The organism is Micromonospora ureilytica, from assembly GCF_015751765.1.
Taxonomy (GTDB): domain Bacteria; phylum Actinomycetota; class Actinomycetes; order Mycobacteriales; family Micromonosporaceae; genus Micromonospora; species Micromonospora ureilytica.
Window position 1 is genome coordinate 4,054,430 of sequence record NZ_JADOTX010000001.1, and the last position, 25,667, is coordinate 4,080,096.

Annotated in this window: 25 protein-coding genes; 8 read left to right on the top strand and 17 right to left on the bottom strand. The window is 72.0% G+C overall.

Annotation, left to right across the window (positions count from 1 at the left end):
* The first annotated feature begins 5 nt into the window (after positions 1 to 5).
* Positions 6 to 1,601 carry a phytoene desaturase family protein gene (locus tag IW248_RS18195; RefSeq protein WP_196927960.1) on the top strand — a complete coding sequence of 532 codons (1,596 nt, stop codon included), beginning with the start codon at positions 6 to 8 and terminating at the stop codon, positions 1,599 to 1,601.
* Between the two features lie 113 nt (positions 1,602 to 1,714).
* Here IW248_RS18195 and IW248_RS18200 read toward each other — a convergent pair whose 3' ends face one another.
* On the bottom strand, positions 1,715 to 3,304 hold the full coding sequence (locus IW248_RS18200; protein ID WP_196927961.1) for a Rieske 2Fe-2S domain-containing protein: 1,590 nt from the start codon (positions 3,302 to 3,304) through the stop codon (positions 1,715 to 1,717).
* 197 nt (positions 3,305 to 3,501) lie between these two features.
* Here IW248_RS18200 and IW248_RS18205 point away from each other — a divergent pair, with 197 nt between their 5' ends.
* A complete protein-coding gene (locus IW248_RS18205; RefSeq protein ID WP_124817950.1) occupies positions 3,502 to 3,723 on the top strand; it encodes a DUF2631 domain-containing protein in 222 nt (73 codons plus the stop codon).
* Between the two features lie 86 nt (positions 3,724 to 3,809).
* On the opposite strand, the gene IW248_RS18210 is transcribed toward IW248_RS18205, so the two are convergent.
* From IW248_RS18210 to IW248_RS18245, 8 genes are all read right to left on the bottom strand, one after another.
* On the bottom strand, positions 3,810 to 5,018 hold the full coding sequence (locus IW248_RS18210; protein ID WP_124817952.1) for a DivIVA domain-containing protein: 1,209 nt from the start codon (positions 5,016 to 5,018) through the stop codon (positions 3,810 to 3,812).
* Between the two features lie 31 nt (positions 5,019 to 5,049).
* Positions 5,050 to 6,207 carry a dual-specificity RNA methyltransferase RlmN gene (gene rlmN, locus IW248_RS18215; protein WP_196927962.1) on the bottom strand — a complete coding sequence of 386 codons (1,158 nt, stop codon included), beginning with the start codon at positions 6,205 to 6,207 and terminating at the stop codon, positions 5,050 to 5,052.
* Between the two features lie 104 nt (positions 6,208 to 6,311).
* Positions 6,312 to 7,691: a phosphatidate cytidylyltransferase gene (locus tag IW248_RS18220; RefSeq protein WP_196927963.1), complete on the bottom strand. Its 1,380-nt coding sequence runs from the start codon at positions 7,689 to 7,691 to the stop codon at positions 6,312 to 6,314.
* Positions 7,692 to 8,024: 333 nt separating this feature from the next.
* On the bottom strand, positions 8,025 to 8,582 hold the full coding sequence (gene frr, locus IW248_RS18225) for a ribosome recycling factor (protein ID WP_088946658.1): 558 nt from the start codon (positions 8,580 to 8,582) through the stop codon (positions 8,025 to 8,027).
* An 82-nt stretch (positions 8,583 to 8,664) separates the two neighbouring features.
* Complete coding sequence (gene pyrH, locus IW248_RS18230; RefSeq protein ID WP_030487501.1) at positions 8,665 to 9,432, bottom strand: UMP kinase; 768 nt, start codon at positions 9,430 to 9,432, stop codon at positions 8,665 to 8,667.
* A gap of 161 nt (positions 9,433 to 9,593) precedes the next feature.
* A complete protein-coding gene (tsf, locus tag IW248_RS18235) occupies positions 9,594 to 10,421 on the bottom strand; it encodes a translation elongation factor Ts (RefSeq protein WP_196927964.1) in 828 nt (275 codons plus the stop codon).
* A gap of 134 nt (positions 10,422 to 10,555) precedes the next feature.
* Positions 10,556 to 11,485, bottom strand: a complete 930-nt coding sequence (gene rpsB / locus IW248_RS18240) for a 30S ribosomal protein S2 (RefSeq protein WP_196927965.1) — start codon at positions 11,483 to 11,485, stop codon at positions 10,556 to 10,558.
* Between the two features lie 251 nt (positions 11,486 to 11,736).
* On the bottom strand, positions 11,737 to 12,867 hold the full coding sequence (locus tag IW248_RS18245) for a hypothetical protein (protein ID WP_196927966.1): 1,131 nt from the start codon (positions 12,865 to 12,867) through the stop codon (positions 11,737 to 11,739).
* A 332-nt stretch (positions 12,868 to 13,199) separates the two neighbouring features.
* On the opposite strand from IW248_RS18245, the gene IW248_RS18250 reads away from it, so the two are divergent.
* From IW248_RS18250 to IW248_RS18270, 5 genes are all read left to right on the top strand, one after another.
* Positions 13,200 to 13,559 carry a YraN family protein gene (locus tag IW248_RS18250; RefSeq protein ID WP_124817753.1) on the top strand — a complete coding sequence of 120 codons (360 nt, stop codon included), beginning with the start codon at positions 13,200 to 13,202 and terminating at the stop codon, positions 13,557 to 13,559.
* Positions 13,560 to 13,589: 30 nt separating this feature from the next.
* The gene (locus tag IW248_RS18255) at positions 13,590 to 15,110 is read left to right on the top strand and encodes a YifB family Mg chelatase-like AAA ATPase (protein WP_196927967.1); all 1,521 of its coding nucleotides are present in this window, start codon (positions 13,590 to 13,592) and stop codon (positions 15,108 to 15,110) included.
* Positions 15,107 to 16,327 (top strand): DNA-processing protein DprA, encoded by a 1,221-nt coding sequence (locus tag IW248_RS18260; RefSeq protein ID WP_196927968.1) that lies wholly within the window; start codon positions 15,107 to 15,109, stop codon positions 16,325 to 16,327. Before IW248_RS18255 ends, IW248_RS18260 begins: the two co-directional genes overlap by 4 nt.
* Positions 16,328 to 16,655: 328 nt before the next feature.
* Complete coding sequence (locus IW248_RS18265) at positions 16,656 to 17,642, top strand: tyrosine recombinase XerC (protein WP_196927969.1); 987 nt, start codon at positions 16,656 to 16,658, stop codon at positions 17,640 to 17,642.
* A 76-nt stretch (positions 17,643 to 17,718) separates the two neighbouring features.
* Positions 17,719 to 18,900, top strand: a complete 1,182-nt coding sequence (locus tag IW248_RS18270; RefSeq protein ID WP_196927970.1) for an aminotransferase class V-fold PLP-dependent enzyme — start codon at positions 17,719 to 17,721, stop codon at positions 18,898 to 18,900.
* Here IW248_RS18270 and IW248_RS18275 read toward each other — a convergent pair.
* Positions 18,821 to 19,519 (bottom strand): murein hydrolase activator EnvC family protein, encoded by a 699-nt coding sequence (locus IW248_RS18275; RefSeq protein ID WP_231396348.1) that lies wholly within the window; start codon positions 19,517 to 19,519, stop codon positions 18,821 to 18,823. The two genes, IW248_RS18270 and IW248_RS18275, sit on opposite strands and share 80 nt — an antisense overlap.
* 246 nt (positions 19,520 to 19,765) lie before the next feature.
* Between IW248_RS18275 and IW248_RS18280 the strand changes: the two genes are divergently transcribed.
* Positions 19,766 to 20,908 (top strand): sulfite oxidase, encoded by a 1,143-nt coding sequence (locus IW248_RS18280; RefSeq protein WP_196927971.1) that lies wholly within the window; start codon positions 19,766 to 19,768, stop codon positions 20,906 to 20,908.
* A 63-nt stretch (positions 20,909 to 20,971) separates the two neighbouring features.
* On the opposite strand, the gene IW248_RS18285 is transcribed toward IW248_RS18280, so the two are convergent.
* From IW248_RS18285 to trmD, 7 genes are all read right to left on the bottom strand, one after another.
* Positions 20,972 to 21,295, bottom strand: a complete 324-nt coding sequence (locus tag IW248_RS18285) for a DUF2469 domain-containing protein (protein WP_007075222.1) — start codon at positions 21,293 to 21,295, stop codon at positions 20,972 to 20,974.
* A complete protein-coding gene (locus IW248_RS18290) occupies positions 21,292 to 22,104 on the bottom strand; it encodes a ribonuclease HII (RefSeq protein ID WP_196927972.1) in 813 nt (270 codons plus the stop codon). Before IW248_RS18290 ends, IW248_RS18285 begins: the two co-directional genes overlap by 4 nt.
* The gene (locus IW248_RS18295; RefSeq protein WP_372432762.1) at positions 22,098 to 22,550 is read right to left on the bottom strand and encodes an NUDIX hydrolase; all 453 of its coding nucleotides are present in this window, start codon (positions 22,548 to 22,550) and stop codon (positions 22,098 to 22,100) included. Before IW248_RS18295 ends, IW248_RS18290 begins: the two co-directional genes overlap by 7 nt.
* Before the next feature lie 134 nt (positions 22,551 to 22,684).
* Positions 22,685 to 23,320, bottom strand: a complete 636-nt coding sequence (gene lepB, locus IW248_RS18300) for a signal peptidase I (protein ID WP_124817736.1) — start codon at positions 23,318 to 23,320, stop codon at positions 22,685 to 22,687.
* A 10-nt stretch (positions 23,321 to 23,330) separates the two neighbouring features.
* Complete coding sequence (lepB, locus tag IW248_RS18305; protein ID WP_196927974.1) at positions 23,331 to 24,200, bottom strand: signal peptidase I; 870 nt, start codon at positions 24,198 to 24,200, stop codon at positions 23,331 to 23,333.
* Positions 24,201 to 24,382: 182 nt separating this feature from the next.
* Positions 24,383 to 24,739, bottom strand: a complete 357-nt coding sequence (gene rplS, locus IW248_RS18310; protein WP_007456548.1) for a 50S ribosomal protein L19 — start codon at positions 24,737 to 24,739, stop codon at positions 24,383 to 24,385.
* 144 nt (positions 24,740 to 24,883) lie between these two features.
* Complete coding sequence (gene trmD, locus IW248_RS18315; protein WP_124817732.1) at positions 24,884 to 25,657, bottom strand: tRNA (guanosine(37)-N1)-methyltransferase TrmD; 774 nt, start codon at positions 25,655 to 25,657, stop codon at positions 24,884 to 24,886.
* Positions 25,658 to 25,667: the final 10 nt, after the last annotated feature.

The following is a 25,667-nucleotide window of genomic DNA, read 5'->3' on the forward strand; positions in this document are numbered from 1 at the left end:
GCGGCATGAGCAGTGAGATTCCGGCCCGCGTCGACGTCGTGATCGTCGGTGCGGGGCACAACGGTCTGGTCTCCGCGGTCCTGCTGGCCCGTGCCGGCCTGGACGTCCTCGTGTTGGAGGCCGCCGACGTGATCGGCGGCGCGACCCGTACCGAGAACCCGTTCCCGAAGGTGCCGGGGCTGCGCCACTCCACCGGCTCGTACCTGCTCGGGCTGATGCCCCCGGAGCTGCTCGCCACCCTCGACGTACGGATCCCGGTGCTGCGCCGCGACCCGCACTACTTCCTCCCCACCCCGGGCGGCCTCGGCTCGCCGTACCTCCTCTTCGGCAGTGACACCGCCGCCACCCGGGCGCAGCTCGCCGAGTTCTTCTCCCCCGCCGACGTGGCCGCCGACGACGCCATGCAGGCCGAGCTGGCCGCGCTGCGGGAAGACCTCGCCCCGGCCTGGCTGGCGGAGCCGCTGAGCGTCCAGGAGACCGCCGAGCGGCACATCCGCCCGGCGCTGCGTCAGGTCTTCGTCGACCTCGTGCAGGGCTCCGTCGCCGACTACCTGGCCCGGTTCGAGTTCCGCTCCGAGCTGCTGGTCAGCATGTACGCGGTCACCGACGGCCTGTCCGGGCTCAACGCCGGCCCGGACGACCCCGGCACCGGCCACAACTTCCTCGTCCACAACATGTGCAGACTCCCCGGCTCCGGCGGCACCTGGATGATCGCCGAGGGTGGGATGGGCACGGTCTCCCGGACGTTCGCCGAGGCCGCGCGCGCCGCCGGAGCGACCATCCGGACCGGTACGCCGGTGCGAGCGGTGACAGTGGACGGCGGCGCGGCGAGCGGAGTGGTGCTGGCCGACGGTCGAGAGGTCGCCACCCGGGTGGTGCTCGGCGCGTGTGACCCGTACCGGCTGATGGACCTGTTGCCCGACGGCGCGCTCCCGGCGCGGCTCGGCGAACGGATGGCGGCGGTCCGCCGGCCCGGCACCACCCTCAAGCTGAACCTGGCGCTCACCGGGCTGCCGCGGTTCGCCTGCCTGCCGGACGGTACGCCGAGCCCGTTCGGCTCGACCATCCACCTGCTGCCCGGGTCGGCGTCGCTGGTCGGCGGGGCGGCGGCGTCGCCGATGACCGCGCTGCGGGCGATGTGGGCGGACGTGCAGGCCGGGCTACTGCCGGCGGAGCCCACCATCGAGTGGTACCTGCACACCACAGTCGATCCGTCGCTCTCCGACGCGGCCGGGCACCACTCGTCGGCGCTCTTCGTCCAGTCCGTCCCCTACGAGCTGGCCGGCACGACCTGGGACGCGGAGCTGCCCGGCTACGTCGATCGGCTCATCGGGATCGTCGAGCGGTACGCCCCCGGCACCGCCGACCTGATCGCCGACGCGGTGCCGCTGCCGCCGCCCGGCATCGAGGAGCACTTCGGCATCACCGGGGGGCACATCCACCACGTCGACAACACCGTCTCGTTCACCGACCGGATGCCCTACGCCACAGGCATCGACGGCGTGTACGCCGGCAGCGCCGGCTGCCACCCGGCCGGCAGCGTCATCGGCGCGGCCGGCCACAACGCCGCCCGCCGAATCCTCACCGACCTGGGCGCCTAACCCCTGGCCCCTGACCCCTGGCCCCGGCCCCCCGGCCTAGCGCCGTCGATCATGAAGTTATTGCCCGCCGTGGCGGCGTGTCGTGACAATAACTTCATGATCAACCGGGCGGGTCAGATCACTGCCTCGCCGGCGGGGGCGGGGGTTTCCGCGTCTACCCGGTGGGCTCGGACCTTGTGGCCGACACTGGTCAGGCAGCGGCCAGAGGGGAGGTCGAACTTCCAGCCGTGCAGCTGGCAGGTGAGCTGGTCACCGTCGACGATGCCGAAGCGGGTCAGATCCGCCTTCAGGTGCGGGCACCGCCGCTGCACCACCCAGTCGCCCAACGTGATGTCCTCGGCGTCGGTGCTGCGCTCGTGCTCGTCGTACCAGCCCTCGGCGTACTGGAGTCGCTCCTCGGAGAGGCACTTGAAGAACGCGTAGACGAACTCGTTGTACTGGCCGATCCGGGCCGCCGAGAATCGGCAGGACAGGAAGAGCGAGTTGACCCAGTCCACCTCGTCGATGAAGAGCAGGTGCTCGATCAGCGACCGCTCCATCCGGAAGCGGTAGCGCACCTTCTCGTCCGCGTACGGCCGGACCTCCTTGCCGGGGAAGTCCACAACGATCGATTCAATCGTCTCGCCGCCCGTGCCATCGGTGCCGACCAGGTCGAAACGGACCGGGCCGCCGACCCCCTTGGCCAGGTAGATCGACTCGTCGAGCAGCGGCTCGATCCGACGCTTCATCTCGCCGAGCACGTCCACCTCGGGGTGCCGCCAGGACGCCTTCTCCGCCTCGATGATCGGGCGCTTGCGCTCCCGCATCTCCTCCAGGTGCGCGACCTTGTTCGCGAAGAACTCCTCCACCGGCACCGGGTGGGTGGTGCTCGCGCCCTCGGTGGTGACCTCGGCGACGCTGCCCGGCAGCAGCACGATCCCGTTGGTGCCGCCGACCTTGGCGTACTCCGACAGGAAGACGGACTGGTCGGGGAAGATGTTGCCCTCGTCGCCATGGATGTCGTTGAACTGCCACAGGGCGTCGTCCAGGAAGCACGGCGGGCCGGCGATCGGGAAGACGTGCGACGCCTTCAGGTCGTCGATGTAGCGCCAGGTCCGGTCGAACTGCCGGTCACGCTTCTGCTTGCCGAACGCGGTCTTCGCCGCCTGCGGCAGCTCGTAGACCATCGGGTACCAGATCGCGCCGGAGAACTGGAGCAGGTGCGCGTGCACGTGCCCCAGCTCGGCGAAGACGCTCAGGTCGGTGGGGCGGGCGTCGTTCTGGTTGAGCAGCCGCACCCCGTCGTGCTCGACCCAGAGCGACGAGTCGCCGATCGGTCCGTCGGTCGGGCTGGTCAGCGCCTGAATCATGATCTTGAGGCCGCCGGGCAGCTCCACCACCTGCTCGTTGGGCGCCTTCAGGAACTTGGTGAAGCCCAACGCACGGAACTCGTCCTCCATCTCCGAGGTGGGGAACTCGGGGAGCAGGACAGTCGCGTCCTTGGAGACGAAGTCCCGCAGGTGCTTCGCGTCGAAGTGGTCCCGGTGCAGGTGGGAGACGTACAGGTAGTCGACCTGCCCCAGGCTCTCCCAGTCCAGCAGGGAATTGTCCGGAAAAGGAAACCACGACGCGAAGTAGGCCGGGTTGACCCACGGGTCGCACAGGATGCTGCCCGCGGCCGTGTCGATCCGCATGCTGGCGTGCCCGGTTCCGGTCACTCGCACCGCACAGTCCCCCTCAAACAGACAATCAGGTGTACGCCAAACGCTACCGGAGCGAGTCTGACCACCGCCCCGCGACGCCGGTAGTGCCATCCAGCCCGGCTGGGGAGGGCCGATGGCCAGGAAACCCCCACCCCACCGCGTCGCGCACGAGGCGTGCCAGACTAACCAAAGATCCGATCGCGAGGGAAGGACCGACAGTGGCAGGAAGCGAGCCGGTAACGTCGCCAGACCAGCACAAGCCCGGGCACCGCAAGGCCGGGCAGATCGGCGCCGTGCTGTCCGCACTGGCGCTGCTGGCGATGATCTGCGGCAACCACGAGGGCAAGGTCGAGGACATCTGGCTGATCGGCCTGGCCGCGCTGCTGCTGATCATCGTGATCGGCGACATCGTGCTGCGGCGCAGTGGTCTGCGCTCCTGATCCGACCCACCGCCGGACGACCGGCCGACGTACGCCGAGGGCCCGCCCCCACCCGGGGGACGGGCCCTCGTCCGTACGCGTCGGGGTCAGCGGCCGAAGAGGATGTCCTGCACGTCCTTGAGCGCGGCGTCGACCTCGGCCTCGAAGTAGCCACCCGGCACCAGGCCGAACCGGAGCGTGTCCAGGTCCTTCGGGTCGACAGGCATCGGGTTGCGGCGCTGCATGCCGCCGAGCAGGGTGTCGAAGAACCGGTCCACCTGGTCGGGGTCGTACCCGCTGCCGAACCGGCGCACCTGGAAGCTACGGCGGATCTGGTCCACCCGGTACAGGTCGCTGCCGGGCGGACCGGCCATCGGCGGACCACCCATCGGGGGACCACCCATGGGCGGGCCACCCATCGGCGGGCCGGCCACCGCGGGCGGGCCGGCCATCGGCGGACCACCCATGCCCTGCTGCGGCAACGGAGGCGGACCGGCCGGACCACGGCGCATGTCGCGCAGGTCCCGCTCCGGCATCCGGATCTCGGCCGTCATGTCGGCGCGACCGTGCCGCCCGGCCTCGAAGCCGTCGAAGCGCGGCTCCTCCGGCGGCGGCGGATAACCGCCGGGCGCCCGCTGGTCGTCGGGGCCGTACCCGCCGCGCTGATCATCCGGGCCGTACCCACCGGGTGAGCGCTGGTCGTCCGGGCCGTACCCACCGGGGGCGCGCTGGTCGTCCGGGCCATACCCACTGGGGCCGGCGGGCAGGCCGCGCTGCGGCATGCCGTGGCCACCCATCGGGCCGGGGCCCATCGGGCCACCGGGACCCATCGGGGGCCCGGCCGGGCCACGTGGCGCGTCGTAACCACCGCCGCGAGGGGCGTCGTACCCGCCGGCGAAGGCACCTGTCGGCTCGTCGTAGCGACCGTAGGGCGGGCCGGCCTGCGCGGGCATCGGCCGGGGCGGCATCGGCTGCGGAACCATGCCCCGGTCGTCACGCATCGGCGGACCCATCCGGTCCGGTGGGCCCATCCGGTCACCCATCCGGGGGTCGGCACCGCGCCCGGCGTTGTTGCGCTCCTCCAGCTCGGCCAGCTGCCGCTCGACCCGATCCAGGTGCAGGTCGACCTGCCACTCGTCGTAGCCGTTGAAGCGGACCCGGAAGACGACGTCGTGAACCTCCTGGGAGGCCACCGGGGCGCCGACCTGTCGGCCGTCGAGCGTCGCCTCGACCCGGTCGAGGAAGGCATCCACCTCGTCGACCTTGTATCCCCGGCGGAGCGCCTTGCGCCGGAAACGCTGACCCTGACTCGCCACTATGTCTCCTGGTCTCGTTCGCCACGCCCGGTCACGCCGGTGCCTCTCCGGCGCGGTCGGTGAAGGTGTCGTTGTCCTCGGCGGCGGCGAGCTGGCCACACGCGCCGTCGATCTCGCGACCTCGGGTGTCCCGAACTGTGGTGGACACCCCGGCATCGCGCAACCGCCGGACGAACTCCCGCTCGACCGGCTTCGGGCTCGCGTCCCAGCGGCTGCCCGGCGTCGGATTGAGCGGAATGAGGTTCACGTGCGCCAATTTGCCGGCCAGCAGCCGTCCGAGCAGGTCGGCTCGCCACGGCTGGTCGTTCACGTCCTTGATCATCGCGTACTCGATCGACACGCGACGGCCCGTCCGGGCGGCGTAGTCCCACGCTGCGTCCAGCACCTCGGCTACCTTCCAGCGCTGGTTTACCGGCACGAGTTCGTCGCGCAGATCATCATCGGGCGCGTGCAACGACAACGCAAGGGTCACTGAGAGGTCTTCGCTGGCCAGTCGGCGGATGGCCGGAACCAGGCCGACCGTGGAAACGGTGATGTGCCGCTGGGACAGGCCGAGCCCCTCCGGGGCCGGGCTGACCAGCCGACGGATCGCCGCGATCACCCGGTTGTAGTTGGCCAGCGGCTCGCCCATGCCCATGAAGACGACACGCGACAGCCTCGGCGGGGAACCAGCGACCACGCCGGAGGCAGCCACCCCGGCCATGTACACCGCCTGGTCGACGATCTCCGCCGTCGACAGGTTGCGGGTCAGCCCGGCCTGGCCGGTCGCGCAGAACGGACAGGCCATGCCGCAACCCGCCTGGCTGGAGATGCAGACGGTCACCCGGTCCGGGTAGCCCATCAGCACGCTCTCCACCAGCGCACCGTCGTGCAGCCGCCAGAGCGCCTTGCGGGTCGCGCCGTCGTCGCAGGCCAGCTCGCGAACCGGGTTGAGCAACGTCGGCAGCAACTGGTCGGCCAGCCGCTCCCGGGTCGCCGCGGGAAGATCGGTCATCGCCTGCGGGTCGCGGACCAACCGCCCGAAGTAGTGGTTGGAGATCTGCTTGGCGCGGAAGGCCGGCTCCCCCAGCCCGGTGACCAACGCCTGGCGGCCGGCCAGGTCCAGGTCAGCGAGGTGCTGAGGAGGCATGGAGGCCCGGCGCGCGGCGGGGGCGACCGAGATGGCGGGGATCAGGGGCAGGCTCGTCATGGCTGGTCCAGTGTGTCACGCCGTCTGCGGCGGATGCCGGTCCGGAGGTGTCGAACGGGCTGCGACCGCCGCAGCCGGATGGCCAGGTAGCCGTGATTCATACCTCAGCTCACCACCGGCACGAGGACCGCCAACAGCAGGTAGGCCGTCGGCACCGCGAACAGAATCGAGTCCAGTCGGTCCATCAGACCGCCGTGGCCGGGCAGCAGGTTACTCATGTCCTTCACGCCGAGATCCCGCTTGATCATCGACTCGGCCAGGTCGCCGAGGACCGCCGCGCAGGAGACGGCCACCCCGAACAGCGCACCCCACCAGGGGGCCACCTCGAACATCAGCCACAGCAGCAACGCGCTACCCAGGGCCGCCGCGGTGACCGAGCCGGCGAAGCCCTCCCAGGACTTCTTCGGGCTGATCGACGGGGCCATCGGGTGACGGCCGAAGGAGACGCCGGCGGCGTACCCACCGGTGTCGGAGAGGACCACCCCGATCAGCGTGGCCAGGATGCGCAGGTGGCCGTCGCCGGGGGCCGCCGCCAGCAACGCCGCGAAACCGGCGAGGAACGGCACGTAGACGGCGATCAGGGTGGCCGCGGTGAGATCCCGCTGGAAGCCGGCCGGCCCGTCACCCAACCGCCAGATCATGGTGCCCAGCACCGTGACCAGCAGCCCCAGGCTGAGCGCGTCCGGGCCGGCGTACCAGGCCAGACCCACTGTCAACACGCCACCGCCGATCAGTGGCACCAGCGGCGGGTGCGCACCGCTGCGCCGGACCGCGCGGGCCATCTCCCACATGCCGACGGCGACCGCGGCGGCGATCACCGGCAGGAACGCCAACGGGTAGACGACAAGCGGCACCACGATCAGCGCGCCGAGGCCGAGGCCGACCCCGATCGCCGCAGGAAGGTTGCGCCCGGCCCGGCCGTTGCCCAGCTGCTGGGTGGCAGGTCGGTCGAGACTGGCCCGACGCCGGCCCTTCGGCCGTCGACCGGTCGTCGGAGCCTCGTCCGGCGCCACCTCCGCCCGGACGGGCGCGAGCTGCTCGGTCGGGTACCCCGGGTCGTCGAGGCGGGCCGGATGGCTCGGCTCGTCGAAACGCACACGGTCCGGGCCGTCGTAACGGGGCGGCCCGTCGCCGGCGGCGGGAGGTCGGTCCGGGTACCGGTCACCGCGACCCCGGTCGTCGTACCGGTCGGGCTGGTTGCGGTCGTCCACGTGCCGGTCGAGGTCGTCGAAACGATCGTGCCGGTCACGGTCGTCGAAACGATCATCCGGTCGGACCGGGCGGCCACGCTCGTCGTACGGATCCGCGGCGTGCGGGTCGGCGTACGGTCGGGCGTGCGGGTCGGCGTACAGCTCAGGGCCGGCGGCCGGACGGCGGCTCCACTGGCCGGCCTCCAGCTCCTGCTCCGGCCAGGGCAGCGCCACCGGGCGCTCCGGCCGGTCCCAGCCGCGAGGCTCGCTACCGTAGGGGTCGGGGTGGGACATCACGCACCGCGAGGCGACACGAGACCCACCACATGACGCAAGACCACAAGCATCCCCTACACGTGCGATGTTCCTCCGATTGACCGCCCCGACGGTCGGTCGATCCCCGGTGTTCACCACCCGGTGGCCGGGAATCCTGCCGAGCCTACTGCACACACCGGATCGGCACGGCGGACGAGGCACGCCTTCGGACGCCACCCCTCGCCGCCAGGCCGCCCGCCAGCGACGCAGACCCATCCGGTACGGCAGACTCGGCTGATCTACGGCACGAGGCCCGTTCCCGACGTCGGGAACGGGCCTCGGAGCGTCGCAATCCGTCCGACCGGCGGACGATCACACCTCGAGTAGCTCGGTTTCCTTGTGCTTCACCAGGTCGTCGATGCTGGCCACGTACCGCTGGGTCAGGTCGTCGAGTTCCTTCTCGGCACGGCGACCGTCGTCCTCGCCGGCCTCGCCGTCCTTGACGATCCGGTCCAGCTCCTCCTTGCCACGGCGGCGGACGTTGCGGATCGCCACCTTGGCCTCCTCGCCCTTGTGCCGAGCCACCTTGATCATGTCGCGGCGGCGTTCCTCGGTCATCTGCGGGAGCAGGATGCGCAGCTGGTTGCCCTCGTTGTTCGGGTTCACCCCGAGGTCCGAGTCGCGGATCGCCTTCTCCATCGCGTTGATCTGCGAGTTGTCGTACGGCTTGATGATGGCCATCCGCGGCTCGGGGACCGCGATGGACGCCATCTGCGTCAGCGGCGTGGGCGTGCCGTAGTAGTCGATGATGACCTTGGAGAACATGGCGGCGTTGGCGCGACCGGTACGGATGGCGCCGAACTCCTCCTTGGCGTGCTCAACCGCACGCTCCATCTTTTCCTCGGCCTCGAGGAGGGTGTCGTCGATCACCGGTCTCCTCGCCTCCTTCTGTGCTCGTCGTGGGCTCTGCTGAAAGTCGTCAGACCGCTGCTGTCGTCGCCGTCGGCGGGACTCAGGCGGTGATCAGGGTGCCGATCTTGTCGCCACCCACCGCGCGGATGATGGTGTCGTCACCCTGCGCGCCGAAGACCAGCATCGGCAGGCCGTTCTCCATACAGAGGCTGAACGCCGCCGCGTCGGCCACCCGCAGGTTGCGGCGCAGCGCCTCGGAGAAGGTGATCGAGTCGAGCTTGCTGGCGGTGGGGTCGATCCGCGGGTCGGCGGTGTAGACGCCGTCCACGCCGTTCTTGCTCATCAGCACCACGTCGGCCCGGATCTCCAGCGCCCGCTGGGCGGCCACCGTGTCGGTGGAGAAGTACGGCATCCCCGCGCCGGCGCCGAAGATGACCACACGGCCCTTCTCCAGGTGCCGGATGGCCCGCAGCGGAATGTACGGCTCGGCGACCTGGGCCATCGTGATGGCGCTCTGCACCCGGGTCTCGATGCCCTCCTTCTCCAGGAAGTCCTGGAGCGCGAGGCAGTTCATCACGGTGCCGAGCATGCCCATGTAGTCGGCACGGGCCCGGTCCATCCCACGCTTCTGCAGCTCCGCGCCGCGGAAGAAGTTGCCGCCGCCAACCACCACGGAAACCTGCACGCCGCGGCGGACCACTGTGGCGATCTGCCGGGCGATGGCCTGGACGACGTCCGGGTCGACGCCGATCGCGCCGCCACCGAAGACCTCGCCGGAGAGCTTCAGCACCACCCGGCGGGCACGTCCCGGCGGTGGTGCCGTCGGATCGTCCAGCTCCAGCGTCCGGTCACTCACAACCTGCGTCATCCGCCCCGCCCTTCCCCACGCGCACGCCCCGTGCGGCGCGTACCGCGAACCTGCCGCTGCCGACCCTATGTGACGAGGAGGCCGCGGTGCCTGTCACGTACACCGGCGGCCTCCTCGTTTATGTCTCCTGCCCACGGGCGCGCGCGGCGCCCGGTGGCGGCTCAGGCCTGGCCGACCTCGAACCGCACGAAGCGGGTGACCTCGATGCCGGCCTCGGCCAGCAGCTGCTTCACCGACTTCTTGTTGTCAGAGACGGACGACTGCTCGATCAGGACGAAGTCCTTGAAGAAGGAGTTCACCCGACCCTCGATGATCTTCGGCAGGGCCGCCTCGGGCTTCTTCTCCTCGCGGGCGGTCTGCTCGGCGATGCGCCGCTCGGACTCGACGACCTCAGCCGGAACCTCGTCCCGGGTGAGGTACTTCGGCCGCATCGCGGCGATCTGCATGGCCACACCACGGGCGTCGGCGTCGCCGGCCTCGTCGGTCTTGCCGGTGTACGACACCAGCACGCCAACGGCCGGCGGCAGGTCCTGGGCCTTGCGGTGCAGGTAGACGGCGGTGGTGCCCTCGACCCGGGCGAACCGGTTGAGCACCAGCTTCTCGCCGATCTTGGCGGACTGCTCCTGGATCAGGTCCGCGATGACCTTGCCGTCGAGCTCGGAGGCGAGCAGCTCCTCGGCGGAGTTCACGCCGGCGCGCTCACCGTGCTCGACCAGCTGCTGGCCCAGCGCGATGAACGACTCGGTCTTGGCGACGAAGTCGGTCTCGCAGTTGAGCTCGAGCAGCGCCTTGCCGGAGTGGGCGACCAGGCCGTTCGCGGCCGTACGGCCGGCCCGCTTGCCAACGTCCTTGGCGCCCTTGACGCGCAGGATCTCGACGGCCTTGTCGAAGTCGCCCTCGGCCTCGGTCAGCGCCTTCTTGCTGTCCATCATGCCGGCGCCGGTGAGGTCGCGGAGCTTCTTGACGTCCGCGGCGGTGATTTGGGACATGGCTCTCTCTTCGGTGTTGAGACGGCGTGTGGATGGTCAGAGGTGCCGGTTACCCGGATCCGGGCGGATCGTGCCCGGCGTACCGTCGCTGCCCGCCGTTCGCGAAAACGGACGGCGGGGCAGCGACGGTGCGATCACTCCGCGGCGGCGGCGGCCGGCTGCTCGGTGGCGGCCTGCGCCGGCTGCTCCGGGGTGGCGGGCTGCTCGGCGGCGGCAGCGGCGGGCTGCTCGGCCGCGGCGGCCGGAGCAGCCGGAGCAGCCGGAGCGGCCGACTCGTCGGCCTTCTTCGGCTCGAGCAGCTCGCGCTCCCACTCGGTCAGCGGCTCGTCGCTCGCGACACCCTCGGGCTTCTCGTCGTTGCCCCGGCGACGGCCAGAACGCGCGATCAGACCATCCGCGACGGCGGCGGCGACGACCTTGGTCAGCAGCTCGGCCGAGCGGATCGCGTCGTCGTTACCCGGGATCGGGAAGTCGACCTCGTCCGGGTCACAGTTGGTGTCCAGCACCGCGATGACCGGGATGCCCAGCTTGCGGGCCTCGTCGACAGCGATGTGCTCCTTCTTGGTGTCGACGATCCACACCGCGGCGGGAAGCTTCTGCATGTCCCGCAGGCCACCGAGGGTGCGGGTCAGCTTGATCTTCTCGCGGGAGAGCTGCAGGGTCTCCTTCTTGGTGTAACCGGCGGCGGTGCCGCTGAGGTCACCCAGGCCCTCCAGCTCCTTCATCCGCTGGAGCCGCTTGTACACGGTCTGGAAGTTGGTCAGCATGCCACCGAGCCAGCGGTGGTTGACGTACGGCTGGCCGACCCGGGTCGCCTGGTCGGCAATCGCCTCCTGGGCCTGCTTCTTGGTGCCGACGAACAGGATGCTGCCACCCTCGGCGACGGTCCCACGCACGAACTCGTACGCCTTCTCGATGTACTCGAGGGTCTGGCGCAGGTCGATGATGTAGATGCCGTTGCGCTCGGTCATGATGAAGCGCTTCATCTTCGGGTTCCAGCGCCGGGTCTGGTGCCCGAAGTGGACACCGCTCTCCAGCAGCTGACGCATGGTCACGACGGCCATGGTTGGGGTACTCCTTCAAGGTCCCTGGTTGTCACGCCCGGCCGGTGGCCGGGCGTCCTGGCGCCTGGTCGCCGACCCATGGTGGACCCGATCAAGATCGGGACCAGGGAGGCCGTCGCTCCACGACGATTCGTGAAGAGGGCGCGCGAGGTCGACCGCACGAGGCGGTCGCCAGTTGGCCAGTGTACGCCCCTCACCCGTTCAGCTGCCCCGGGGTGCGCGCGGGCGCCGCTCCGGGGCCCGGTCGCGGGTCAGCCGGCGGCGAGCGCGGCGGCCACGAAGAGCACCAGCCCGACGGTCAGGTAGGCGGTCGGTGGGCGAAGCCAGCCCCGACCGTTGTCGGCGAGCGCCAGACCTCCGGTTCGTAGCCCGTACAGCCCGGTCGCGAAGATCGGCAGTCCGGCGACCAGGGCGATACCCACCACCACGTTCCCGGCGTCCACGGGATCACCGGTCACGCCCGCCAGCAACACCCGCAGCGCCGGGACCTCGAAGACCAACACCAGCAGAGCGAAGAGTACGGCCAACACCGGTCGACGGGTCCGATAGACGCCATCGGCGGCCGGCGGATACGCCGGGGGCTCGCCCGGGGACAGGTCGGGTCGCGGGCCGATCCCCGGCATCGGGCCGGTCGGCATCTCCAGCGGGTGCGGCGTGTCGCCGCCGCCCCGGGTCGGCTCGACGATCGGGTACCCACCGAGCGGAGCGGGACGAGCCTGGTCAGTGAGCACGCTGGCCGGCGCTGTCGACGTACTGTCCCGGGACGTCTCCGGCGCCGCGCTGGGCACCGGAGATCCCGCCGTGGTCGTCTCGCGGGCGGCCCGGCGACCGGGCAGCTCACCGGAGGTCTCCGAGGGGTCCCGGTCAGCTCGCCGCGACCGGGTGGCCCGGTAACCGTCCGCCTCCGGCCGCGCGGCGCCCAACGGGTCGACCGCGCCGAAACGCCCCGAATCAGCCTCACTCGCCCCGAACCGACCGGACTGATCGTCCAGGGCGCCGAAACGACCGGAGTCCGACTCGGGCGTACCGAAGCGGCCCACGTCCACCGCGCTCAGACGACCCGAGTCCGACTCGGGCGGACCGAAGCGGCCCACGTCCACCGCGCTCAGACGACCGGAGTCCGACTCGGGCGGACCGCCGAAGCGGCCCGCGTCGACGGCGCCGAAGCGTCCCGAGTCCGGCTCGCGGCGTCGGCCGACGCCGGTGTCCTCGACGGAGCGGCCGTCTTCCGCGCCGCGCTGCTCGGGAATCTCGCCGTCCCGGTACCGCGGCTCGCCCGCGCCGCGCCACTCCGACTCGCCGTAACCGCGACCCCGCTCGTCGGGGTACCAGCGCGACTCCTGATCTTCCGGAAAACTCCGTCGTCCGTCCACGTCAGGCACCGTATGCGACAGGCCACGCCCGCGCCATTTCAGCACGGCCGGCAGCTCGCCACCGGTCCCCCGGCAGCGCGGGGCAGGCGTCGCGTCGAGGTGGCGCGGGCCCACACCGTGATCAAGTGATGGAAAGCAGGCCAGCAGTGGCTCTGACACCTACTTCTCATCACCTGATCATGGCGGTCCCGTCGGTGGAGCGCGGCCGACGCCCTAGCGGACTCGAACGCCGTTAGCACACCGGGGGCATGATCGTTTGGTTGTCCACAGCTCACCCGTTGTCCACAGCTGGGCCGTTGCCGGGTCGCGGTGAGCGCCCTCCGACGGGCACGGTGCCGGCCATGACGAAGCGGAACCAGGCCGTTGGGGCGTACGGCGAGCGGTGCGCGGCCCGGCACCTGACCGAGGCGGGGCTGCGCCCCATCGCCCGGAACTGGCGCTGCCCGGCCGGGGAGATCGACATCATCGCGTGGGACGGGCCCGTGCTCGCCTTCTGCGAGGTCAAGACCCGCCGGGGTGAGGGCTTCGGCACCCCGGCCGAGGCGGTCGTGCCGGCCAAGGCCCGCAGGCTGCGGGGGCTCGCCGCGCGGTGGCTGACCGAGACCGGCACGACCGCCGAGGAGGTGCGGTTCGACGTGCTGTCGGTGCGGCTGCCCGACGCCGGCCCGGCGCAGGTCGACCACCTCAAGGGCGCGTTCTGACATGCGTACCCGGAGGATCGGTGACGCGTCGTGAGCTACGCGAAGGTGCTCTGCGTGGGGCTGGTCGGGGTGACCGGCCACCTCGTCGAGGTGGAGGCCGACCTGGCCGCCGGCCTGCCGGCGGTGGTGATCTCCGGTCTGCCGGACACCGCCCTGCACGAGGCCCGCGACCGGGTCCGCGCCGCCGTGGTCAACTCCGGCCAGCGCTGGCCCAACCGGCGGATCACCCTCAACCTGCTGCCCGCCACAATGCCGAAATTCGGGTCGGCCTTCGATCTGGCCATCGCCGCGGCGCTGCTGGGCGGCTCGGGTGAGCTGCCGCTCCTCCCGCTGGAGGGGGTGGTGGTCCTCGGCGAGCTGGGGCTCGACGGGACGGTCCGGCCGGTGCGCGGCGTACTCCCGATGGTCGCCGCCGCGGCCCAGGCCGGTGTCACGCGGGTGATCGTCCCGGTCGGCAACGCCGCCGAGGCCGCCGTCATCCCCGGGGTACTGGTGCGAGCGGTGGACAACCTGCACCGGCTCGTCGCCTTCGTCCGCGACGGGACCCCGCTGATCGAACCACCGGCGGACATCCCGACGCCGGTGGTCGGTGGGCCGGATCTCGCCGACGTCGCTGGGCAGCAGATGGGTCGGCGCGCCCTGGAGGTCGCCGCGGCCGGCGGGCACCACGTGGCACTGCTCGGCCCGCCGGGCGCCGGCAAGACGATGCTCGCCGAACGACTGCCGTCGATCCTGCCCGAGCTGGACGACGACGCGGCGCTGGAGGTCACCGCGCTGCACTCGGTCGCCGGGCTGCTGCCGCCGGGCGGTCGGTTGCTGCGTCGCCCGCCGTTCCAGGCGCCGCACCACACCGCGACCGTGCCGTCGCTTGTCGGTGGCGGCTCGGGGCTGGCCCGGCCCGGCGCGGTGTCGCTGGCACACCGCGGGGTGCTCTTCCTGGATGAGGCTCCCGAATTCAGCAAGGGTGCGCTGGAGGCGCTACGCCAGCCGCTGGAGCACGGCCGCATCCAACTGAACCGCAGCGGGGGCGGCACCGTCTACCCGGCCCGCACCCAGTTGGTGCTGGCCGCCAACCCCTGTCCGTGCGCGAAGCCGGCCGGTGACGCGCACTGCGAGTGTTCGCCGCTGGCCCGCCGCCGTTACCTGGGAAGACTCTCCGGGCCGCTGCTCGACCGGATCGACGTTCAGGTGCAGCTGAATCCGGTACGGGCGGCCGAGCTGATGGCGACCGACGGCGACGTCGAGCCCTCGGCGACGGTCGCCGCCCGGGTGGCGGCGGCCCGGCAGGCGGCGGCCACCCGCTGGGCCGACCTCGGTCGGCGGCTCAACGCCGAGGTGGAGGGCCCGCACCTGCGCCGACCACCGTGGCGGCTGCCGGCCCGGGTCACCGTCGAGCTGCGTGGCCGGCTCGACTCCGGCTCGCTCTCGGCGCGCGGCTTCGACCGGGTGATCCGGATGGCCTGGACCATCGCTGATCTGGACGGTCGCAATCGGCCGGACCGGGACGACGTCCGGGAAGCGCTTCAACTACGGACGGGGGAGGCGACGTGAGCGCCGAGGAGGAACGCAGGCTGGCCCGGGTCGCTCTGACCTGGTTGGCGGAGCCGGGCACGCGCGCGGTGCATCACCTGGTCGACCGGCACGGCCCGGTGGCGACCCTGGAACTGCTGCTCGACGGAGGCAGCCCGGACGGCTGGCTGCACACCACTGTCGCCGCCCGCTCGGCGGCCGGCGACGCGCGGGCGGTGGCGGCGGAGGCCCTGGAGCGGGCGGGCCGACTTGGCGCCCGGCTGGTCACGCCGGACGACGAGGAGTGGCCGGCCCAGGTTGCCGACCTGGCCACGTTGCGTCTGCCGGACGCCAGCCGCCGGGTGGACGCCGAGACCGCCCCGCCGCTCTGTTTCTGGGTACGCGGAAGCTGGCAGCTCGGCGAGGCCCTGGATCGTTCGGTGGCCGTGGTGGGGGCGCGGGCCGCCACCGGCTATGGGCAGCACGTCGCGACCGAGTTGGGGTACGGGTTGGCAGAGCGGGACTGGACCGTCGTGTCCGGTGGCGCCTTCGGCATCGACGCCGCCGCCCACCGAGGCGCCCTCACCGCGGGTGGACTGACCGTCGCGGTGCTCGCCTGCGGGCTGGACCGTCCGTACCCGATGGGCAACGCGGCGCTCTTCGACCGGATCGCCGAGACGGGGCTGCTGGTCAGCGAGTGGCCGCCCGGTGCCGAGCCGCTGCGACCCCGGTTCCTGATCCGCAACCGGGTGATCGCCGCGGGCACCCGGGGCACCGTCGTGGTGGAGGCGTCGGCGCGCAGTGGCGCGACGCAGACCGCACGGCGGGCCATCCACGGCAATCGGGTGGCAATGGTGGTGCCGGGGCCGGTGACCTCGGCGATGTCCGTCGGCGCCCACGAGTTCCTGCGCGAGTTCCCTGACAAGGCCCGGCTGGTCACCGGGGTGGCGCACGTGCTGGAAGAGGTGGGCCGGATCGGCGCGGACCTGGCCCCGCTGGCCCGTGGACCACAGCGTGCCACCGACGCGCTGGACGACGACGCACGGTCGCTGCTGGAGGCGCTGCCCCGCCGAGGCGCGATGGGTGTGGACCGGCTCTCCTCGCGCGCCGGTGTCGACGTACGGACGGCGTTGCGCAAGCTGTCGCTGCTGGAGGAACTGTCCATGGTGGTCCGTCGCGACGACGGCTACGCCCTCGCGCCACCCGCCAAGCCCAAGCGAGGAGCGGCGGCGGACACGTCCGATCGGCCTGGTACCTGAGCGGATGCGTCACGGTCGTCCGGATGCCCGCACCCCCGCACGCTCGGGGCCCCGGCCAGCCGACACTGCCGGTACCGTGCCCGGTCATGGGTGCAATCAAGCCGTGGCACATCAGCGTTCTCTGCTGTCTCGTCGTGACCGCCGTGCTCGTTGTCGGCCTGGTCGTGTTCTTCATCAAGAGGAGCAACAGCCGGTAGCCGTGGCGAACACCGACACCAACACCGTCATGTCCGGTGCCGTACCCGGACCGGCCGTAGGCTGATGCCGTGCCAGCCGTGAGTGAGGGTGCCTGGGCCGTTGCACCGGCCGGCACGTTGGCGCGGCCACGATGAGTCGGCCCGACCGGGGCACCCGGGCCATGCACCAGGCACTCCCGCCGGCGCTGCGCGACGCGGTCGACGACTTCGCCGAGCACCTGTCCCGGGTCCGTAACCGGTCGGCGCACACCGTCCGCGCCTACGTCACCGATCTCGTCTCGCTTCTCGACCACGCCGTCCGGATGGGCTGCGTCGACCTCGCCGAGCTGGACCTGTCGGTGCTGCGTAGTTGGCTGGCGCGGCAGCGCACCACCGGTGCGGCCCGCACGTCGTTGGCCCGGCGGGCCGCGTCGGCACGGGCGTTCAGCGCCTGGGCACATCGGTCCGGGCTGCTCCCCGCCGACGTGGGCGCCGCGCTGGCCAGCCCTCGCGCGCACCGGGAACTGCCCAGCGTGCTGCGCGCCGACCAGGCCGCCGCGCTGGTCGAGGCGCCCGCCCGACGGGCACCACCCAGCGACCCGCCAGCGGAGCCGGGGGCGGGTGCCGCCGCCGCGGCGGTGCCGCTGCGGGACCGGGTGCTGCTGGAGCTGCTCTACGCCACAGGCGTACGGGTCAGCGAGGCGTGCGGGTTGGACGTCGGCGACGTCGACCACGGCCGGCGGGTGATCCGGGTGTTCGGCAAGGGCGGGCGGGAGCGCTCGGTGCCGTACGGGGTGCCCGCCCAGCGAGCGTTGGACGACTGGCTGCGCCGGGGCCGCCCGGCGATGGTGAGCGCCCGCTCCGGCGACGCGCTGCTGCTGGGCGCCCGGGGCGGTCGACTCAACCCGACGACGGCGCGTCAGATCGTCGGTGCGTACGCCGAGACGGCCGGGCTGCCCCGGACCAGCCCGCACGATCTCCGCCACTCCGCGGCCACCCACCTCCTGGAGGGTGGCGCCGACCTGCGCGCCGTGCAGGAGCTGCTCGGTCACTCGTCGCTGGCGAGTACGCAGATCTACACCCACGTGTCGGTCGAGCGGCTGCGCGCCGCGTACCGGCAGGCGCACCCGCGCGCCTAGACAAGGGCCGGAGGGCCCGCACGCGCGCCTGATCAAGGGCCGGAGGGTGCGCGAGCGCGGCGGTTACGATCATCACGTGAGCGTCCCGCAGCCCCCTGAGCCGATCCCGGGCGCCCGCCTGCTCTTCTCCCTGGACCCGGCGGTCAGCCACCTCAACCATGGTTCGTTCGGCGCGGTGCCGATCGGTGTGCAGCGCGCCCAGCAGCGGCTGCGCGACGAGATGGAGGCGAACCCGCTGCGCTTCTTCACCCAGGGGCTCGTCGACCGGATCGCGCACAGCCGCCGGCACCTCGCCGGGTTCCTGGGCGCCGACCCGGACGGCAGCGCCCTGGTGGGCAACACCACCACCGGCGTCGCCGTGGTGCTCCAGTCGGTGGGCCTGCAGGCCGGCGACGAGGTGCTGAGCACCGACCACGGGTACGGGGCGGTGAGCCTGGCCATCCAGCGCGAGTGCCGCCGTACCGGCGCGGTCAGCCGGGTCCTGCCGATCCCCCTGGCCGCCACCGACGAGCAGATCGTGCAGAGCATCCGGGACGGCCTGCGCCCCGGGCGGACCCGGCTGCTCGTCGTCGACCAGCTCACCTCGGCCACCGCCAAGCTCTTCCCGACCGCCGCCATCGTCGGGGTGGCCCGCGAACAGGGCGTGCCGGTCCTGGTGGACGCCGCGCACGCCCCGGGCATGCTGACCACCCCGGTGGCGAGCATCGGCGCGGACTTCTGGGTGGGCAACCTGCACAAGTGGGCGTACGCGCCGCGCGGCACGGCCCTGCTGGCGGTGGCACCGCAGTGGCGGGACCGGATCGAGCCACTTGTGGTGTCCTGGGAGCAGGAGTCGGGTTTCCCGGCCCGGCTCGAGTGGCAGGCGACTCTCGACTACACGCCCTGGCTGGCCGCCCCGGCGGGCCTGTTCACGATGCGCAGCCTCGGCGTCGACCGGGTGCGGGCGCACAACGCCGCGCTCGCCGCGTACGGCCAGCGGGTGGTGGGGGACGCTCTGGGGGTGGACCCCGCCGACCTGCCCGACCCCGGCGGGCCGGGGGTGGCTCTGCGTCTCATCCCGCTGCCGCTCGGCCTGGGCAGCACGATCGACGCGGCGCGGGCGTTGCAGACGCGGATCGGTGCGCGGCTCGCCGCCGAGGTGGCGGTGATGAGCTGGAGCGGCCGGGGGTGGCTGCGGCTCACCGGCCAGGTCTACAACGCCGCCGACGAGTACGAACGGCTGGCCGCACGGCTGCCGGCACTGCTCGCCCAGCGCTGACCGGACCTACCGCGAGCAACAGCACCGGGCCGACCGGGAGCAGGCGCACCGGGCCGAGGCCGAGCAGAGCCAGCGGGTCGAGATACTCCTCGCCCCGGCGCAGGCCCCAGTGCAGGCACGCCTCGGCCGGGCAACCCGGGTGCCCGGGCAGCAGCTCGCCCAGCGGTGCGCCGGCGGCGACCGGCTGGCCGGGGCGTACGCCGGGTTGGACCGGTTCGTGGGTGGTCCGCAGCCCGTCGGCGTGCCCCACGGTGACCACCGGTCGACCGGCCACCAGGCCGGCGTAGAGCACGGTGCCCGGCCCGGCGCTGCGGACCACCGCTCCGGCGGGGGCGGCCAGGTCGACGCCGCGATGCCCGGGTAGCCACGGTCGCGGCGGCCTGTCGAACCGGCGAACCGGACGGGGTGGCCCGTCGACCGGCCAGCGGAACCGTCCGGCGGGCGTCGGGGCGGCGACCGGCTCCCCCAGGACCGCGACCGGCATGGTCGGGGTCGGTGGTTGGCCGGGCGCCGCCGCTACCAGCACCGCCAGCCCGCAGAGCTGGACGGTCAGTGCGAGCGGAAGCGCGGCGCAGAGCAGCACCGTGCGGCGGATCGAACGGACGGGTGGCTGTCGCATGACGGCAGCCTCCGGCCGAGGCCGGGCCGACCGCCAGCCCCGCCGACGCGGCTGTGGACAACCGGAGGCGCTGTGGACGACCACCCGACGGCTCCGATGATCTGCTATGCCCGGGGCCGCCGAACGCCGTCCACGGCCCGTCGCGCCAAGGCCGCCGCACTTCCGCTGCCGTTTTCGGGCCGCCGCGCAGGGCCTAGGCTGGGCCGGGTACGGCGGGTGCCGCCGTCTGTACCGGGGAGGCCCCGCATGACCACTCTCGATGACCGGAAGCCGTCCTCCCGCGAGCCGACGCTGGCCGACGTGAGCGGCCCGTCCCGGCTCGCGGAGCCGGACGAGGCGATCAGCGCCGAGGAGTTGCAGCTCGCGGCCCGCAACCACGGCATTCCGTTGGAGGCGCTGCGCTACGACGTCACCCCGGCCGGGCTGCACTACCTGCTGATCCACTACGACATCCCGGAGCTCGACCCGGCGACGCACACGCTGACCATCGGCGGGGCGGTGGACCGGCCGCTGACTGTCACCCTCGCCGACCTGCGCGAGCGGCAACGGGTCACCCGACAGGTGACCCTGGAGTGCGCCGGCAACGGACGAGCCCTGCTGCACCCCCGGCCGGTCAGTCAGCCCTGGCTGGTCGAGGCGGTCGGCAACGCCAAGTGGACCGGCACCCCCCTCGCACCGCTGCTGCGGGAGTCGGGCATCGACCCGGACGCGGTGGACGTGGTCTTCACCGGCGCCGATCACGGTGTGGAGCGCGGGGTCGAGCAGGACTACCAGCGGGCGCTTCCGGTCGCCGACGCGCTGCGCGAGGAGGTGCTGCTGGCGTACGAGATGAACGGCGCTCCCCTGCTGCCGCAGCACGGCGCGCCGCTACGGCTGATCGTGCCGGGCTGGTACGGCATGGCGCACGTGAAGTGGGTCCACTCCGTCGAGCTGCGGACCGAGCCGTTCGAGGGGTACCAGAACGCGGTGGCCTACCGGGTACGCCGCGACGCCGACGATCCGGGCGTGCCGGTCACGCGGATCGAGCCGCGGGCAGTGGTCCGCCCGCCCGGCTTCCCCGACTTCATGTCCCGCCGCCGGGTGCTGCGACCCGGCCCATGCCTTCTGGATGGTCGGGCCTGGTCGGGGCACGCCCCGGTGGTCGCCGTGGAGGTGACCACCGACGGCGGGGAGAGCTGGGCGCCGGCCGAGCTGGACCCGACGGACGCGGGCGATTTCGCCTGGCGGCGCTGGCGATACGAGTGGGTAGCCGACCCCGGCCGGTACGTGCTCGGCGCGCGGGCGACCGACGCGTCCGGGCGGACCCAGCCGGTCGAGCAACAGTGGAACCGTGGCGGCTTCGCCAACAACATGGTGCAGCGGGTCGAGGTCGTGGTGCCGGCCGAGTGATCGGCGGCGGGTGTCACGCCACGGGTGGGGGGCCCGTGGCACGGCCCGGCGGCTCGGGTGCGCTCAGCCGCCGAAGCCGGAGTCGGCGGGCAGCGAGATGTCGGGCTTCTCCAACTCCTCGACGTTGACGTCCTTGAAGGTCATCACCCGGACGTTCTTCACGAAGCGGGCAGGACGGTACATGTCCCACACCCAGGCGTCGTGCATCTCGACCTCGAAGTAGACCTCGCCGTCGGAGTTACGCACGTGCAGGTCGACCTGGTTGGCCAGGTAGAACCGGCGCTCCGTCTCCACCACGTAGGAGAATTGGCGGACAATGTCGCGGTACTCCCGGTAGAGCTGCAGCTCCATCTCGGTCTCGTACTTCTCGAGATCTTCCGCGCTCATCGCACTCCGCCTTCCATGGCCACATCTTCCCCCACCGGCGTCGGAGGCCGAGGCTGCTCGCCCAACGCCACGCCGACGGTACCCCCTGACGCCCACGAGCGCTCCATCGGCTCATCCGGGCGGTGGCCGCCGGGCCGTCGAGCACGCGGCGGCCGGCCGTCGCGGCCGGAGACCGCGGCGACATTGACGTACGAGAACCGGTGCTCCCGGCACGGCCCGTGCTCCCGCAGCGCCGCCGAGTGCTCCGGGGTGATGTAGCCCTTGTGCTCGGCGAAGCCGTACGCCGGGAAGACCCCGTCCAGCTCCACCATGAGCCGGTCCCGCGTGACCTTGGCCAGGACACTGGCCGCCGCCACACACGCGGCCACCCGGTCGCCCTTCCACACCGCCAGCCCGGGAACACCCAGGCCGTCCACGCCGAAGCCGTCGGTCAGCACGTACTCCGGGCGGGTGGTGAGCGAGGCGAGCGCCCTGCGCATCGCGGCCAGGTTGCACACGTGCAGGCCGCGGGCGTCGACCTCCTCGGCCGGGATGACCACCACGGCGTACGCGAGCGCGCGGTCCACGACCTCCGCGTACACCCGTTCCCGGCTGGCCGGGGTGAGCAGCTTCGAGTCGGCCAGCCCCTCGACCTCGCCGCGCCGCCCCTCGGGCAGCACCGCCGCGGCGGCGACCAGCGGACCGGCGCACGCACCGCGGCCCGCCTCGTCGGCACCGGCGACGTGCCGGAAGCCACGTCGCTGCAACGCCCGCTCCAGGGCGTACAGGCCGGCCTCTCGGCGCACCACGGTGCGCGGCGGGGTCAGCACGACGCCTCGTCCTGGCCGGCGGTGGTCGACAGCCCGAGCCGGGTCAACAGGGCGGGCAACTCGGGCGGGTAGAACCGGTCCCCGCTGGCCACCAACTCGTCGGGACGCCACCAGTTGTGGTCGGCGATGCTGCGCCGCTCGATGTCGTTGAAGCCCGTGGTGTCCACGAGCCAGGAGTCCACCCGGAAGAGGAAGAAGTCCTGCTCCTGGCGGTACCAGACGCCGTCGAAGGAGAACTCGGTCGCGTCGGACCAGACCGGCTCACCCAACTCGGCCGGGTCGAGCCGCAGGCCGGTCTCCTCGGCCAACTCCCGGGCCGCGCCCGCCGCTGGGGACTCCAGCGGATCGAGCCCGCCGCCGGGAGTGAACCAGTAGCGGTGCTCGGGCCGGGCCGGGTCGAAGCCCTCGAACAGCAGGACCCGGCCGGCCGCGTCGACGAGCAGCACGCGGGCCGCACGTCGAGGGGTGTAGGCACGGTCGCCACTGCTCGCGCCTGCGGGGCTCGCAAGCTCACTCCTCGCGCTCACGGTCACCGCACCAGCCTGCCAGACCGACGACGGATCGCCCACGCCCCGTCTGCCTACGGCTTGGGAATGCCGTCGAACCCGTCGGGCACCGTGAGCCAGGTGGCCCGGTTGACCGGCCAGAAGACGGTGAACGCCCGCCCGACCACTGAGTCCTCGGGGATCGTGGCCTCGGTGATGTTCTGCTGGGACTGCTGCCAGTGCTCCAGCGAGTCGCCGGAGGCCGACCGGTGGTCGCCCATCACCCACAGCCGACCCTTCGGCACGGTGATGTCGAACTCCTGGTCGGCGGGCTTGTCGCGAATCCCGTCCATGGAGAAGATGTACGGCTCGTCCAACGACTTGCCGTTGATCATCAACCGTTCCTCCGGGTCGCAGCAGACCACGTGGTCGCCGGGGATGCCGATCACCCGCTTGATGAAGTCCTCCCCGTCGGGGTTGCCGCTCCACTCGGTCGGGGCCTTGAACACGATCACCTCGCCCCGGTGCGGTGATCGGAAGTCGTAGACCAGCTTGTTGACCAGCACCCGGTCATCGATCTTGAGAGTGTTCTCCATGGACGGGGAGGGGATGAAGAAGGTCTGCAGCACGAAGGCGCGGACCAGCACCGCGACCAGGATCGCCACACCCAGCAGGATCGGCAGCTCCTTCCAGAAGGAGCTGCGGGGCTTGTCGGTCTGCTCGTCAATCACGCCAAGGAGCCTACGTTGCCCGACTGGACGGCACCGTCCGGAACGCGCGGGAACCGCGTAGTGCGGCTGCCAGCGGAAGCATCAGCAGCACACCGCCCTCCGGAGTCGGTCGCACCGGAGGCGCAGCGGGGGACGCCGTGGCCGACCCGGACACGTCCTCGAACGTCGGCGGCACCGACAACGCGCTCCACCGCGACGAGGGCCAGACCACCATGAAGGCCCGGCCGACCACGTTCTCGATCGGCACCGGCCCCTGGCAACGCGCGTCCTGGGAGACCTCACGGTGGTCGCCCATCACGAAGATCTGACCGGGCGGCACGACGACCTCGTCGAAGCGCCGGGAGCGACACTCCGACGGGTTGGGGGGCAGATCCAGTGGGGAGTCCCGCAGGACGTACGGCTCATTGAGCGGCGTGCCGTTCACTGTGACCCGCCCCTGGCTGTCGCAGCACTTGACCCGGTCACCGGGGAGACCGATCACCCGCTTGATGAAGTCCTTCTCACCGGGGCGGCTCACCCCGATCAGATCGCCGACGGTCCGGGTGAGCCGGCCGGCGACACCGGGCTTCGGCTGATCGTCGACCTGCGGCGCCCAGCGGTCGGTGCCCCGGAAGACCACCACCTCGCCGCGCAGCGGGTCACGAACGTCGTAGACGACCTTGTTGACCAGCACCCGGTCACCGACGAGGAGGGTGTCCTCCATCGAGCCGGACGGGATGAAGAACGCCTGGAGCAGGAAGGTCCGGATCAGCACCGCGAGGCAGAACGCGACCACCAGCAGCAGCGGCAACTCCTGCCAGAGGGGCATCTGCCGGCGGGTGCGGCGAGCCCGTCGGCGCCACGGATCGACGGTGCCGTCCTCGTCAAGCGTCTGCACCACGCCACTCCCCGGTCCGCAGAAACACCACCGCCCGGGAGCCTCGTCGAGGCTCCACGGGCGGTAGTGGACAACTGCCCGCCACGTGGGCGGGACCGCTACCTCGCTGCGCCCGTACCGACCAGGGTAGTGCGCTCTGGTCGGTACGGCATACGCGCAGCTCGGGCAGCGTGGCGAGCGGGAAGTCAGCTGGGCTGCTTCTCCCGCTTCTCCTTGATCTTGGCCTTCTTGCCGCGCAGCTCGCGCAGGTAGTAGAGCTTGGCGCGACGCACGTCACCGCGGGTCACGATCTCGATCCGGTCGATGCCCGGGCCGTTGAGCGGGTAGGTCCGCTCGACGCCGACACCGAAGCTGACCTTGCGGACCGAGAAGGTCTCGCGCAGACCGTCACCCTGGCGGCGGATCACGACGCCCTGGAAGATCTGGACACGGGACCGGTTGCCCTCGACGACGCGGGCGTGCACCTTGACGGTGTCACCGGCCCGGAAGTCGGGAAGGTCGGTCCGCTTCGACTGGGCGTCAAGGGCGTCCAGGATGTTCATCGCTGCGTCCTCGTAAGGCTCACGGCGCACCGTCACTCGGTGCGCGGGTGGGTGATTCTGATTCCCGGGTGGTGATCGGCGGACCGACCCCCGGTCGGGGATCCTCGCAGCCGACCGCGGGCGCGGACGGATGCGGCAACCCCACTACTTTGCCACATCCCCCGGCGGAGGTTGAAATCCGGCCTGGTCGAGGGCCGCGATGTCCCGTTTGTCGAGCCGATCGGCGGGCAGCGCGGCCAGCAGGTCCGGACGGCGGGCCGCGGTCCGCAGCAGACCCTCCTCGCGCCGCCAGCGGGCGATCTTGCCGTGGTCACCGGAGCGGAGCACCTCCGGCACGTCGTGCCCACGCCAACTCGGCGGCTTGGTGTAGATCGGCGCCTCCAGCAGCCCGTGCGCGTGCGACTCCTCGTCCAACGAGCCCGCGTTGCCCAGCACCCCCGGCAGCAGCCGGGTGACCGCCTCCAGCATCACCAGGACCGCGACCTCGCCGCCGAAGAGCACGTAGTCACCGAGCGACACCTCGGTGACCGGCATCCGGGTGGCGGCGTGCGCCAGGACCCGCTGGTCGATCCCCTCGTAGCGGCCACAGGCGAAGAGCAGATGCGACTCGGCCGCCAACTCGTACGCCATGGCCTGGGTGAACGGGGCACCGGCCGGCGACGGCACCAGCAGCCGGGGCGGCGGGGCGTCGACCGGCGCGAGGGCGTCCAACGCCTCACCCCACGGCTCCGGGCGCATCACCATCCCCGGCCCGCCGCCGTAGGGGGTGTCGTCGACAGTGCGGTGCACGTCGTGGGTCCAGGTCCGCAGGTCGTGCACGGCGAGCTGGAGTACGCCGTTGGCCCGCGCCCGTCCGATCAGCGACAGGTCCAGCGGGGCGAAGTACTCCGGAAAGATCGACACGACGTCGACGCGCATGCGGGCTGGT

Coding starts and splice junctions, on each gene's coding strand:
- IW248_RS18195 (WP_196927960.1), top strand. CDS start 6: ATGAGCAGTGAGATTCCGGCCCGCGTCGACGTCGTGATCGTCGGTGCG.
- rlmN (WP_196927962.1), bottom strand. CDS start 6,207: ATGACGAGCCTGCCCCTGATCCCCGCCATCTCGGTCGCCCCCGCCGCG.
- IW248_RS18220 (WP_196927963.1), bottom strand. CDS start 7,691: ATGTCCCACCCCGACCCCTACGGTAGCGAGCCTCGCGGCTGGGACCGG.
- pyrH (WP_030487501.1), bottom strand. CDS start 9,432: ATGACGCAGGTTGTGAGTGACCGGACGCTGGAGCTGGACGATCCGACG.
- tsf (WP_196927964.1), bottom strand. CDS start 10,421: ATGTCCCAAATCACCGCCGCGGACGTCAAGAAGCTCCGCGACCTCACC.
- rpsB (WP_196927965.1), bottom strand. CDS start 11,485: ATGGCCGTCGTGACCATGCGTCAGCTGCTGGAGAGCGGTGTCCACTTC.
- IW248_RS18250 (WP_124817753.1), top strand. CDS start 13,200: ATGACGAAGCGGAACCAGGCCGTTGGGGCGTACGGCGAGCGGTGCGCG.
- IW248_RS18265 (WP_196927969.1), top strand. CDS start 16,656: ATGAGTCGGCCCGACCGGGGCACCCGGGCCATGCACCAGGCACTCCCG.
- IW248_RS18275 (WP_231396348.1), bottom strand. CDS start 19,519: ATGCGACAGCCACCCGTCCGTTCGATCCGCCGCACGGTGCTGCTCTGC.
- IW248_RS18280 (WP_196927971.1), top strand. CDS start 19,766: ATGACCACTCTCGATGACCGGAAGCCGTCCTCCCGCGAGCCGACGCTG.
- IW248_RS18285 (WP_007075222.1), bottom strand. CDS start 21,295: ATGAGCGCGGAAGATCTCGAGAAGTACGAGACCGAGATGGAGCTGCAG.
- rplS (WP_007456548.1), bottom strand. CDS start 24,739: ATGAACATCCTGGACGCCCTTGACGCCCAGTCGAAGCGGACCGACCTT.
- trmD (WP_124817732.1), bottom strand. CDS start 25,657: ATGCGCGTCGACGTCGTGTCGATCTTTCCGGAGTACTTCGCCCCGCTG.